Origin of the sequence: Streptomyces sp. NBC_01689 (assembly GCF_036250675.1) — a bacterium.
In the GTDB taxonomy this organism is placed as follows: domain Bacteria; phylum Actinomycetota; class Actinomycetes; order Streptomycetales; family Streptomycetaceae; genus Streptomyces.
Genome location: NZ_CP109592.1, coordinates 8,258,964 through 8,271,113 on the forward strand (window position 1 = coordinate 8,258,964; position 12,150 = coordinate 8,271,113).

Genomic DNA, 12,150 nt, shown 5'->3' on the forward strand with positions numbered 1-12,150 from the left:
TCCCGATGACTTCGGAGTCACCATGCCCAAGGTCCAACCGTCCAAGGTGGAACAACAGGACGCCACCGTACTGAGCGACGAGGAACTGCGCACCCTGGACGCCCACTGGCGAGCCGCCAACTACCTTTCCGTGGGCCAGATCTACCTGCTGGCCAACCCGCTGCTGACCGAACCGCTGACCGCGGACCACATCAAGCCGCGGCTGCTGGGCCACTGGGGCACCTCGCCCGGACTCAACCTCGTCCACACCCACCTCAACCGGGTGATCAGGGCCCGCGGCCTGGACGCGCTGTGCGTGTGGGGACCCGGCCACGGCGGACCCGCCGTGCTCGCCAACTCCTGGCTGGAGGGCAGCTACAGCGAGACCTACCCGGACGTGTCGCGGGACGCGGCCGGCATGGAGCTGCTGTTCCGGCAGTTCTCCTTCCCCGGCGGCGTCCCCAGCCATGTCGCTCCCGAGACGCCCGGCTCGATCCACGAGGGCGGCGAACTCGGCTACTCCCTCGCCCACGCCTACGGCGCCGCCTTCGACAACCCGGACCTGCTGGTCGCCTGCGTCATCGGGGACGGCGAGGCGGAGACCGGCCCGCTGGCAGCCTCCTGGCACTCCAACAAGTTCCTCGACCCGGTCCACGACGGGGCCGTCCTGCCGATCCTGCACCTCAACGGCTACAAGATCGCCAACCCGACCGTGCTGGCCCGTATCCCCGAGCCCGAACTCGACGAACTGCTGCGCGGCTACGGCCACGACCCCATCCACGTCACCAGCGACGACCCGCACCAGGTGCACCGGGCCATGGCCGACGCCTTCGACCGGGCCCTGGACCGCATCGCGCTGATGCAGCGCACCGCCCGCGAGGACGGCGTGACCGAGCGCGTGCACTGGCCCATGATCGTGCTGCGCACGCCGAAGGGGTGGACGGGCCCCGCGGAGGTCGACGGTCTGCCCGTCGCGGGCACGTGGCGCGCCCACCAGGTCCCGCTGGCCGGGGTGCGGGAGAACCCGGAGCATCTGCGCCAGTTGGAGACCTGGCTGCGCTCCTACCGGCCCGAGGAGCTCTTCGACGCCGAGGGCCGGCCCGTCGCCGAGGTCCTCAGCTGTGTCCCGGACGGCGCGCGCCGGCTGGGCGCCACCCCGCACGCCAACGGCGGTCTGCTCGTCCGTGACCTGCCCATCGCCCCCCTGGACCGCTTCGCCGTCCCCGTCGACAAGCCGGGCACCACGCTGCACGAACCCACCAGGATCCTCGGGGACCTCCTGGAACAGATCATGAAGGACACCGCGCAGCGCCGTGACTTCCGTCTGGTGGGCCCCGACGAGACCGCCTCCAACCGGCTGGAGGCCGTCTACGCCGCCAGCGGCAAGGCCTGGCAGGCCCAGACCCTCCAGGTGGACGAACACCTGGACCGGCACGGCCGGGTCATGGAGATCCTCTCCGAACACACCTGCCAGGGCTGGCTGGAGGGCTACCTCCTCACCGGCCGGCACGGCCTCTTCTCCTGCTACGAGGCCTTCGTCCACATCGTCGACTCGATGGTCAACCAGCACATCAAGTGGCTGAGGACCTCGCGCGCGCTGTCCTGGCGTGCCCCGATCGCCTCCCTCAACTATCTGCTCACCTCGCACGTCTGGCGCCAGGACCACAACGGCTTCTCCCACCAGGACCCCGGCTTCGTCGACCACGTCCTCAGCAAGAGCCCGGAGGTCGTCCGGGTCTATCTGCCGCCGGACGCCAACACCCTGCTGTCCGTGGCCGATCACGTCCTGCGCAGCCGTGACTACGTCAACGTCGTGGTCGCTGGCAAGCAGCCCTGCTTCGACTGGCTCTCCATGGACGAGGCCCGCGCGCACTGTGCCCGCGGCGCCGGGATCTGGGAGTGGGCGGGCACCGAGAACGGCGGGGAACCGGATGTCGTTCTCGGCTGCGCCGGTGACGTCCCCACCCAAGAGGTGCTGGCCGCGGCCCAGTTGCTGCGCCGGCAGCTGCCCGGACTCGCCGTACGCGTCGTCAACGTCGTCGACATGACCCGGCTGTTGCCGCGCGAGGACCATCCGCACGGGATGAGCGACCGCGAGTACGACGGACTGTTCACCGCCGACAAGCCTGTCATCTTCGCGTACCACGGCTACCCCTGGCTCATCCACCGGCTCGCCTACCGCCGCACCGGCCACTCCGGACTGCACGTGCGCGGCTACAAGGAGATGGGCACCACGACCACCCCCTTCGACATGGTCGTCCGGAACGACCTGGACCGCTACCGCCTCGTCATGGACGTCATCGACCGGGTCCCGGGACTGGGCGTCCGCGCCGCCGCCGTGCGCCAGCGGATGGCTGACGTCCGCACCCGGCACCACGCCTGGATCCGCGAACACGGCACCGACCTGCCCGAGGTCGCCGACTGGACCTGGACCGGGTGACGGCCGGCGGCCCGTGACGCGGCCCCGGTAGTGCGGCCCCTTCGACGCGGTCTCCGTGCCCGTGACGCGGTCCCCGTAGCGCGGCCCCCTTGACGCGGCCTCCTTGCCCGGGCGCCCGATCGCCGCGCCGCGGGTGCCGGGAGGCCGTGGACGCCGGAAGGGGGCCGTCGGCAGGACCGCGGGTGCCGGTGGGGCGCCCCGCGGGTGGCGCGCACGCAGGAGGGGCGCCCGGTAGGCGGTGCACCCGCAGGCGACGCGCACGCAACGCGCACGCACGCGGTGCGCCCGGGGCGCGAGAGGGCTCGGGCTTTGGGAAGGCTCGGCGGTCCTGGTGATGAGACCGGCGCGCCCGGCCAGTACCGTGAAGACACGAGAGCCGGTCCGAGCCGCCTTGCCGCCTTGTCTGCCCTGCCGGTCGGAGGGCGCGATGAACGGGGACGGGAGCCAGGGGCCCGGGCAGCATCTGCCCAGGCTGCGGCTCGACGAGTTGTTGGGCGAGCTGCAGGTGCGTATCGACGCGGTGCGCGGTACCAGGGACCGTCTGCACAGCCTGCTGGAGGCCGTCCTGTCGGTGGGGCGGGAGCTCGATCTGCCGCAGGTGCTGCGCAGCATCGTGGAGGCCGCGGTGGTGCTCGTGGACGCCGAGTACGGGGCGCTCGGCGTGCCGGTGGCCGGTGGCCGGTGAGGCCGGCGCCGGTGGGTCGGGGCCGTACGGGTGAACGGGGTGGGTCAGCGTGCGGAGCGGCCCCGCTGGTCCGGGCTCTCCAGGTGGGTGGCCAGGACCGCCGCCTGGACTCGGCGCTGGACACCGAGTTTGGCCAGCAGCCGGGAGATGTGGTTCTTCACCGTCTTCTCGGACAGGTACAGCTTCTTGCCGAACTCCCGGTTGGTGAGCCCGTCCCCGATGAGCGCGAGGACGTCCCGCTCCCGGGGTGAGAGGCCGGCGAGTTCGGGAGCGACGGCCGGGTCCGGCAGGCGTACGTCGAGCACCGCCACGTGCGGACGCAGCGCCGGCCCCCGCACCAGTGCGTGTTCGACGCTGCCCGCGTCGCCGACCACCGAGATGTCCGGCTCGGCGTCCAGGAGATCGGTCGGGCCACGGCGTACGACCTCGTGGTCGTCCAGCAGAAAGACCCGGATCGGGTCCTGCTCCGTGAAGGCACGTGCCTCGGCCATGGCGACCCCCTGCTCCTCGTCCGCCTCCGCGGCTGACCGTGGACCGTTCCCGGATGGATCCACCCGATCATCGCCCTCCGGACCCGGGCGCGCCAGGGCCGACCGGCCCCACCCCGGCCGCGCGGTCCCTACCGGCCCGACCTCGACCGCGCGGCCCCGACCGGCCGAGCCGACCGCGCGGCGGACCCCGACCGGCCGAGCCCCGATCCCGGCGCCGTGGCCGCCGAGAGGCATCGGTGTGGCATCGGGGTCAGCCGAGCGGGCCGCTGCCGTAGGGCGCGTACAGGTCCAGCAGCCGCGTCCTGGCGGCGCGCAGCCGGCGGGCGACGGTGTCCCCCACCCATTCGGCCACCGCCATCCCGAGGGCCGGGTCGTCCTGGCACATGACCCGCACCTGCTCGGCGTCGAACTCGAACGCGCGCACAGGGCTCGTCGTCTCGGCGCCGAGATGCCAGACGTGCGGCGCGAACAGCCAGGACCAGCCGATGAGTTCGTTGTGCCCGAGGGTCTCGATGACGGCCGGACGGCGCCCCGGCACCCGCAGGTCGAGCGTGACCGTGCCGGTCCGGATGATCCAGAAGCGGTCGGCGCGCCTGCCCTCCTCGAACAGACGGGTTCCCTGGGGGAACGACACCTCACGAGCCAGCCGCATCAGACACTCGCGGTGTTCGACGGGCAGCGCCCGCAGCCTGGTGAATGTGGGGGAAGCGTTCATGTCCCTGTCTCTCCCTGACACGTGGTCGAGCCGCCTCCACGCTCTCCCCGTCCCGCCGCCGGTGCCAGGGGCCACCCGGCCCCGTCCGGTCCGGCGAAGGGGGCCGACCGGCCCAAGCGCACCGCGTCCGCCACGGTCACGCTGGTGGGACGAGGCCGTGAGACCGCCGCGTACGGCTGCCCGGCGCGGCAGGTCACCACGGTCCGGGGCCCGGAACGGCCGGAGCACCGGCCGGAGGGTCCCGGTCGCACAGGACGAGGGATCCGTCTCCCGCGGCAGGACAGGTCCTGGACCGCAGAGAGAGCCGCTCGACAGGAAGAAGCGAAGCCCATGTCCCGACAGATACCGCCGGACACGGTGTCCCCGGCCGACGGCGGCGCGCAGGGCGACATCGGGCGCCGTATCGCCCAGCGACGTGAGGAAATGGGCCTGACCAGGGAGGAGGCGGCCGCACGGGCGGGCACGGCGCCCGGCTACATCAGATACCTGGAGGAGCAGCCCACGGCCACACCGGGTGTCGGCGTGCTCATCCGGCTCGCGGATGTGCTGGGGACCAGCGTGGCGGCCCTGCGCGGTGGCGACGCCGACCGGACGCCCGGCACCCGCCGGGCCGCACGCCACCCCGAACTGCTCGCCCTCGGCCCCGACGAGTGCCGGGCGCGGCTGTCGACCCACGGGATCGGACGCCTGGCACTGGACACGCCCGAAGGCCCCTACATCGGCCCCCTCAACTACACCGTCGTGGACGGCGTGGTGTTCTGCCGGACCACTCCCGGCTCGATCCCCGCCGCAGCGGACGGGGCCCGGGTCGCCTTCGAGGTCGACCACATCGACGAGGGACTGAGGCAGGGGTGGAGCGTGCTCGTACGGGGCCGGGCCCGTGCCGTGACGGACCCGGCCGAGGTACGGCGGCTGGAGGAACTCGCGTACAGCGCCCCCTGGGCGGGTGGCGAGGGACTGATGTGGCTGTCCATCGACACCGCCCACATCTCGGGGCGCCGGATCAGGGTCGACCGCTGATGCGTCCCGACGACGGCTTCCGCGAACTGGACCGGCAGGAGTGTCTCGTCCTGCTGGTCAGGGCACCCGTCGGCCGTATCGTGCACACGCGGCACGCGCTGCCCGCGGTGCTCCCGCTCAACTTCAGTCTGGACGCCGACTCCGCCGTGCTGCTGCGGACCGCCGCGGACTCCGATCTGGCCCGTGCGGTGGACGGTGTGGTCGTGGCCTTCGAGGCGGACGAGGTCGACGCCCGCGCGCACTCGGGCTGGAGTGTCGTCGTCACCGGCCGCGCGACGGTGGTCACGGACCCCGTCGAGCACGGCAGGCTGTCGCGCACCGGCCCCCGCTCCTGGGTCGCCTCGCCCCGGGACGTCTTCATCCGCATCGAACCCGAACTGGTGACCGGCCGTGAACTGGTCGCGGGACGCGCGGCCCACGGGGTGGACATCAGGCCCTGAGAGCCCGGAGAAGCCACTCCTCCGAGAAAGACGCCCCGGCCGCCCCCCGCCCGTCCCCGACCCAGACCCCGCCCCCGACCCCGACCCCGACCCCGGGAAGGACCGCCCCATGCGCATCGTCGTGGCGCTCGGCGGCAACGCCCTGCTGCACCGGGGCGAACGCCCCGACGCGAGTGTCCAGGAAGCCAACGTCGACCGGGTCACCACCGCGCTCGCCGCCCTCGCCCACGAACACGAGATGGTCATCACCCACGGCAACGGCCCGCAGCTCGGCGTGCTCGCCGGCGAGAGCGGCGCCGACCCCGATCTGAGCGCCCCCTGTCCACTGCACCTCCTCGGCGCCCAGACCCAGGGCATGATCGGCTCCCTGCTGGCCCGCAGCCTGCACGACGCCCTGCCCGGCCACCGGATCGTCGCACTGGTCACCCACACCCTCGTGCGGGCCGACGATCCCGCCTTCCGGCGTCCCACGAAGCGCGTCGGCCCGGTGTACTCACGGGAGGCGGCGGAGTCCCTGGCCACCGGGCGCGGCTGGCGGTTCGCCGTGGACGGGACGGGCCGCCGCCGCGTCGTGCCCTCGCCGGAGCCCGACCGGGTGTGGGAGACCGACATCGTCGACGAACTGCTGAGGGGCGGCGCGCTCGTCGTCTGCGCCGGCGGCGGAGGCGTCCCCGTCACCGCCGACCCCGACACCGGCGCGCTGACCGGCGTGGAGGCCGTCGTCGACAAGGACCTCACAGCGGCCCGGCTGGCGGAGGACCTGCGGGCCGACTTCCTGCTCATCCTCACCGACGTGCCGTGCGTCTACACCGCCTACCGCACCCCCGGGCAGCGGCCCCTCCCCGACGCCACACCCGCGGAGCTGCGCGGGGGCGGTTTCACCGAGGGGTCGATGGGACCCAAGGCCGAGGCCGCGGCGCGCTTCGTGGAGCACACGGGCGGACCGGCCGCGATCGGCGCTCTCGACGCGGCGTACGAGATCGTCCACGGCAGGTCCGGCACGCTCGTACGGCCGGACCTGCCCGCCGAGTGACCGGCCGCGCGGTGCCCACGGTGACCCGCCATGCGACGGCGCGATGTGCGGCGCCGCACCGCCGCCGTGTCCGCTGTCCCGTCACCGGCTGTCCACCAAGTGATCCGTTGGCTCATCGATGGCCCAGCGGGCGTCGGCCTGAATGCGCCAATGGTCCATTGGAGCCGCCCCCGGTTGAGCCAGTGGGGCCGCGGATGGTGTGATGTCCTCCATCGACGGCGCTGCGGAATTCCGCGGCGCCTTTTCCATGCCGGTTCGGCCGGGTGGTGGTGAGAGGGCGGGGCAGTGCTCAAGAGGGTGTTCATGGCGCCGGATCCGGGGCGGCTGAGGCTGCGGCACGCCTCCCGGGCCGTCCTCGGCATCGGTCTGGCGGTGGCGCTGTGCGGCCTCGCCGGCCGGGGGCTCGTGGGCGCCGTGGCCGGCGGCCTCGCCGCGCTGCTCGCCCTCTTCACGGTGACCGACGCGACCGTGCGGGCGCAGGCCGTCACCACGGCGCTGCTCCCCGTCGTGGGCCTCCCCGTGCTGGCGCTCGCCGCCGGGCTGCACGCGTATCCGGTCGCGCGGGACCTGGCCTTCCTGGCGGTCGTCGGCGCCGGTGTGTACGCGCGGCGCTGGGGCCCGCGGGGCCACTCGCTGGGCGTGTTCGCGTTCATGACCTTCTTCATGACGCAGTTCCTGCACGCCGTCCCCCGGCAGCTGCCCGGGCTGTACGCCGCGGTGCTGCTCTCCCTGCTGGCCTCCTCGCTCGTCCGCTTCGCCCTGTGGTGCTACGAGAGGGGGCGGCCGCCCGGGGCGACACCCCCCGCTCCGCACGGGAGGGGCTGGGCCCGGCCGACCACCCGCCAGGCGTTCCAGGCGACCGTGGGCGCCGCCTTCGCGCTGGTGGCCGGTCAGTGGCTGTCCGAGGACCGCTGGTACTGGGCCGTGGGCGCGACCTGGTGGATCTTCGTGAACACCGCCTCGCGCGGCGAGACCCTGGTGCGCGGCTTCCGCCGGGTGCTCGGCACGGTGCTCGGCATGGTCCTGGGGCTCGCCGTCGCGGTGCCCCTGCACGGCGCGCCGGTCCCCAGCGCCGTGCTCGTCGCGGTGTGCGTCTTCGGAATCTTCTACACGGCCGCCGTCTCGTACACCTGGATGATGCTCGCGGTGACGCTGATGGCCGAGTCGCTCTACGGCCTGCTCGGGGTGCTGGACCCGGGGCTGATCCTGCTGCGGGTCGCGGAGACCGGCGTCGGCGCGCTCGGCGCCGCGTTCGCCGTCGCGCTGGTCCTGCCCCTCACCACGCACACGGTCACCGACCGCTGGGTCGAGCGGGCCCTGCACGCGGTGCACGGCTGCACCGCGGCGGCGGCCGCACGGCTCGCGGGCGACAAGACCGCGGACCCCGCACTCCTCGCGGGGGAGCTCGAAGCACTCCTGGGGCGCGTACGGATGGCCCTCGCGCCCCTGGTGCATCCCCTCAACCCGTTGCGGGAGCGCAAGGCGCGGGCCCGTCAGGTGCTCGCGCTGCTCGACGCCTGCGCGCGGGAGGCGCACGGTCTCGTGGCCGTCGCGGGGGACCCGGACGCGTCCCACGACGCCCGTCTGACAGCGGCCTGCCGACGGGTGGAGGCGGCGGTGGAATCGCTGGTCGGAGCGGTGCCGGAGCGTGCCCCGACGGCCGGCCCGGGCGTGCCGGGGCGGCACCCGGGCGCCGAGCAGGCGCTCGCGCACCTGCACGGCATGGAACGGGCGCTGGCCGAGCTGGCGGCGCCGCTGAGCGGCTCCCGGCTCCTGCGCGTCTGACCTCGCATGTGCGCCCGGCACGGGCCGGGGGCAACGCGAGCCGGTGAGCGAGGCCGGTGTACGGGCCACACGGATGGTGGATCACCGCGCGGACGGGGTAGTGCCGCCGCTATCGGACGCACGGGAGCCGTGGACCGTACGGGAGCGGCCCGCGGACGGAGCCGCTGGGGGTGGCGCCATGCGGGACATGTCACGTGGATTCGGACACGGTGAGCGCTTGAAGGACGACGGCGAGGGGGGCACGCCGTGGCCCGGCGGCCCCGGCGGATGGCTGGACCGGCTCCTGGTCGGCCCCCGGCGGGACGACGACGAACCGGACGACGACGCCGACGACCCCGGCGGCCCCGACGGCCCCATGACCCCGCTCCCCGACGTCCGCCGGGGCGGCACCGCGGAGCGGGTTGCGGAGGCGAGCCGGGATCCGCGCGCGGAGGCCCGTGGGGGCGGGTCCGGAGGCGCCGGTCGGGGCCGGCGCGGGGATGCCGACCGGGACGAAGGGGCCGCCCGCGGTGACGAGCCCGTGAGCGCTCCTGAGGGCCGGCGGACGGACGCCCGCCGAGACCTGCGCGACGACGCCGGCCGCACCGCGTACGACGACGACCTCCGGGAGCGGCCCCCGGGCGGTCGTCCGGACCGGCTCTCCGGCGGCCACCGGGATCACCCTCTCGACGGCCGCGGCTCAGCCACCGACCCCGATTCCGATCCCGACCCCGTCGCCGGCGCGGGGTCCGGCCCCGGCCCGTGGGAGCAGCCGCCCGTGGCCGGTCGCCGGCCGGAGCGCGCGGACGTCCGGCCGCAGCGCCCGCGGGCCGCCACCGAGCCGCGTGGCCGCCCGGACGCGGGGTGCCCGGTCCCGGTGCCCGTGACCGCCGCGACACAGGTCCCGGTGCCGGACCTCCGGGCGCGTCCGGCGGAGGGGGGCCGGACGGACGAGGTGCGCTCCTGCCCGGCGCGGGCGCCCCATCCGGACCGTCCCGCGTCCCGGAGCGGTCCCGGAGCGGCCGCCCCGGGGCCGTGGACCGGCACCGGAGTACCCGGCCCGACGGCACGGGCCCTCGCCGGTCCGTGCCGGACGGTGTACGAACTGGTGCGTGCCGCGGCCGAGTTCCTCACCCTCCACCACACCGAGCGGCGTCTCGGCGATCCGTCCCGGCGTATCACCGCGGTGCGGGCGGAGATCGCGGAGACGGGCACGTACCGGCACACCACCGAGGAACTGGTCTTCGGCGCGCGCGTCGCCTGGCGCAACGCCAACCGGTGCATCGGGCGCCTGTACTGGCACTCGCTGCGGGTCCGTGACCGCAGGGAGGTGCGGACGGCGCGGGACGTCGCGGACGCCTCCGCGGACCATCTGCGCGAGGCCACCCGCGACGGCCGTATCCGCCCGCTCATCACGGTCTTCGCACCGGACGGGCCTGGCCGGCCCGGCCCGCGGATCTGGAACGAACAACTCGTCCGGTACGCCGGTTACCCGCGCCCCGACGGCGGGGTGACCGGCGACCCGCGCAACGCCGGACTCACCGCGCTGGCCCGGCGGCTCGGCTGGCCCGGCGGTCCCGGCACCCCCTTCGACGTCCTGCCGCTGGTGGTCCAGGAAGCCGACGAGAAGCCCCGCTGGTTCCCGCTGCCGGACGACGCGGTGCTCGAAGTACCGCTGGACCACCCCGAGTACGCCTGGTGGCGCCCGCTCGGACTGCGCTGGCACGCCGTGCCCGCGCTGGCCAACATGTGTCTGGAGATCGGCGGCGTCTGCTACCCGGCGGCGCCCTTCAACGGCTGGTACATGGGCACGGAGATCGGCGCCCGCAACCTCGCCGACACCGATCGCTACGACCTCCTGCCGTTCCTCGCCGAGCGGCTGGGCCTCGACACCCGCACCGACCGCTCCCTGTGGAAGGACCGCACGCTCGTCGAACTCAACCGCTCCGTCCTGTACTCCTTCGACCGCGCGGGCGTCACCGTCAGCGACCACCACACCGAGTCCCGGCACTTCCTCACCCATCTCGGCCGTGAGGAGCGCAAGGGCCGCCGGGTCGGCGCCGACTGGTCGTGGATCGTCCCGCCCATCTCCGGCAGCGCCACACCCGTCTTCCACCGCACCTACGAACCACTGGAGCAGCGCCCCGCGTACGTGCACCACCCCGAGGCGCACGAGCGGGCGGACGGGCGCGGCGGGGAGGTGTTGGTCTAGACCGCAGCCCTGGTCTAGACCGCAGCCCGACGACTGCTACCGTCGGCCCCGGGCGGCGCGGGGACCGAGATCGGCCCCGGGCGGCGCGGGGACCGAGATCGGCCCCGGGTGACGCGGGGACCGAGAGGGGTCGGCAGTGGCAGACGGCGGCAGGCGGGAACAGCGGGCGTTCATCGGCTCGTTCACGGCGGCGGGGGGCCCGGGGGTGCTCACCGCGGCCGTGGACCGCGACACCGGTGCGCTGACCCTCCTGAGCACCGTGGGCGGGGTTCCGGACCCCTCGTACCTGGCCCTGTCACCCGTGCACGACATGCTCTACGCCGTCAGCGAGACGGCGGACGGCGCGGTGGCCGCCTACCGCCTCGGCGGGGACAAGCCGGAACGGGCCGGACCCCCGGTGCCGGTCGGCGGCAGCGGCCCCACGCACCTGAGCGTCTTCGCCGGACACGTCCTCACCGCCAACTACGGCTCGGGCAGCGTCACCGCCGTGCCCGTCCGCGCGGACGGCACGCTGGCCGGAGCCGCCACGAGCGTGCTCCGGCACACCGGTTCGGGACCGCACACCCGGCGTCAGAAGGACCCGCACGCCCATCAGGTGCAGTCCGACCCGAGCGGGCGCTGGGCGGTGAGCGTCGACCTCGGCACGGACTCCGTGCGCGTCTGCACGCTGGAGGACGGCCTGCTCGCGCTGCACCGCGAGATCGCGCTGCGCCCCGGTTCCGGCCCCCGCCACCTGGCCTTTCATCCTCGCGGTGCACACGCCTACGTGCTCAACGAGCTCACGCCGACCGTCACCGTGTGCCGCTGGAACGCCCTGGAGGGCTCGCTGCGGCCCCTCGGTGAGATGCCGGTGCTCCCAGGTGTCCCCGACGGCGACGCGTACCCCTCGGGCATCGCGGTGTCCCCCGACGGCCGCTTCGTGTGGACCGCCACGCGGGGCCAGGACGTCGTCTCCGTCCTGACGCCCGACGCGGGGGGCGAGGGGCTGCGGCTGGTGGGCACGGTGCCGTGCGGCGGTGTGTGGCCGCGCGCACTGGCCGTCGACCCGTCCGGACGCTTCCTCTACGTGGCCAACGAGCGCTCGGGGGACGTGACCTGGTTCGCCGTCGACCCGGACACGGGAGTGCCGTGCCGGGGTGGTTCGGTGCCGGTCCCGGCGGCGTCCTGCGTGGTCTTCGGCTGACCGGTCCCCCGTCGTTCGTGCGACGGGAGCGCGGTCCCGAGGCGGGGGCGAGGGGCGGGAGGGCCGGGGACGGGGACCCCGGCCGCGGACGTGCGCGGCGGTGCGGTGCGTGGCGGTGCGGTGATCGGCCACGGTTTCGCGGATGCGCGCCGTGCTGCGAGTGTGCCGGGGGTGAGGGTGCGCGTGAC

Annotated in this window: 9 protein-coding genes and 1 pseudogene; 8 read left to right on the forward strand and 2 right to left on the reverse strand. The window is 74.5% G+C overall.

Annotated elements, in window-relative coordinates:
- Positions 1 to 22: 22 nt before the first annotated feature.
- Together OG776_RS35505 and OG776_RS35510 are read left to right on the forward strand one after the other, a co-directional pair.
- The gene (locus OG776_RS35505; protein WP_148008277.1) at positions 23 to 2,419 is read left to right on the forward strand and encodes a phosphoketolase family protein; all 2,397 of its coding nucleotides are present in this window, start codon (positions 23 to 25) and stop codon (positions 2,417 to 2,419) included.
- Between the two features lie 427 nt (positions 2,420 to 2,846).
- Positions 2,847 to 3,083, forward strand: a pseudogene (locus OG776_RS35510) (histidine kinase); the annotation flags it as partial.
- A gap of 65 nt (positions 3,084 to 3,148) precedes the next feature.
- On the opposite strand, the gene OG776_RS35515 reads toward OG776_RS35510, so the two are convergent.
- The gene (locus OG776_RS35515) at positions 3,149 to 3,595 is read right to left on the reverse strand and encodes a response regulator transcription factor (RefSeq protein ID WP_329323153.1); all 447 of its coding nucleotides are present in this window, start codon (positions 3,593 to 3,595) and stop codon (positions 3,149 to 3,151) included.
- A gap of 250 nt (positions 3,596 to 3,845) precedes the next feature.
- The gene (locus OG776_RS35520) at positions 3,846 to 4,310 is read right to left on the reverse strand and encodes a cyclic nucleotide-binding domain-containing protein (RefSeq protein WP_148008275.1); all 465 of its coding nucleotides are present in this window, start codon (positions 4,308 to 4,310) and stop codon (positions 3,846 to 3,848) included.
- A 330-nt stretch (positions 4,311 to 4,640) separates the two neighbouring features.
- Here OG776_RS35520 and OG776_RS35525 point away from each other — a divergent pair, with 330 nt between their 5' ends.
- From OG776_RS35525 to OG776_RS35550, 6 genes are all read left to right on the forward strand, one after another.
- Positions 4,641 to 5,330 (forward strand): helix-turn-helix domain-containing protein, encoded by a 690-nt coding sequence (locus OG776_RS35525; protein WP_148008274.1) that lies wholly within the window; start codon positions 4,641 to 4,643, stop codon positions 5,328 to 5,330.
- Complete coding sequence (locus OG776_RS35530) at positions 5,330 to 5,770, forward strand: pyridoxamine 5'-phosphate oxidase family protein (protein WP_148008273.1); 441 nt, start codon at positions 5,330 to 5,332, stop codon at positions 5,768 to 5,770. Before OG776_RS35525 ends, OG776_RS35530 begins: the two co-directional genes overlap by 1 nt.
- Positions 5,771 to 5,879: 109 nt before the next feature.
- A complete protein-coding gene (locus OG776_RS35535; protein ID WP_148012871.1) occupies positions 5,880 to 6,803 on the forward strand; it encodes a carbamate kinase in 924 nt (307 codons plus the stop codon).
- A gap of 285 nt (positions 6,804 to 7,088) precedes the next feature.
- Positions 7,089 to 8,588: an FUSC family protein gene (locus tag OG776_RS35540; protein ID WP_148012870.1), complete on the forward strand. Its 1,500-nt coding sequence runs from the start codon at positions 7,089 to 7,091 to the stop codon at positions 8,586 to 8,588.
- 1,075 nt (positions 8,589 to 9,663) lie between these two features.
- Positions 9,664 to 10,779 carry a nitric oxide synthase oxygenase gene (locus OG776_RS35545; protein ID WP_222723861.1) on the forward strand — a complete coding sequence of 372 codons (1,116 nt, stop codon included), beginning with the start codon at positions 9,664 to 9,666 and terminating at the stop codon, positions 10,777 to 10,779.
- A gap of 136 nt (positions 10,780 to 10,915) precedes the next feature.
- Complete coding sequence (locus tag OG776_RS35550; protein WP_148012869.1) at positions 10,916 to 11,962, forward strand: lactonase family protein; 1,047 nt, start codon at positions 10,916 to 10,918, stop codon at positions 11,960 to 11,962.
- Positions 11,963 to 12,150: the final 188 nt, after the last annotated feature.

Excerpts from the sequence above, each read along its gene's own strand:
- OG776_RS35535 (WP_148012871.1), top strand. The coding sequence starts at position 5,880 with ATGCGCATCGTCGTGGCGCTCGGCGGCAACGCCCTGCTGCACCGGGGC.
- OG776_RS35520 (WP_148008275.1), bottom strand. The coding sequence starts at position 4,310 with ATGAACGCTTCCCCCACATTCACCAGGCTGCGGGCGCTGCCCGTCGAA.
- OG776_RS35515 (WP_329323153.1), bottom strand. The coding sequence starts at position 3,595 with ATGGCCGAGGCACGTGCCTTCACGGAGCAGGACCCGATCCGGGTCTTT.
- OG776_RS35505 (WP_148008277.1), top strand. The coding sequence starts at position 23 with ATGCCCAAGGTCCAACCGTCCAAGGTGGAACAACAGGACGCCACCGTA.
- OG776_RS35525 (WP_148008274.1), top strand. The coding sequence starts at position 4,641 with ATGTCCCGACAGATACCGCCGGACACGGTGTCCCCGGCCGACGGCGGC.
- OG776_RS35530 (WP_148008273.1), top strand. The coding sequence starts at position 5,330 with ATGCGTCCCGACGACGGCTTCCGCGAACTGGACCGGCAGGAGTGTCTC.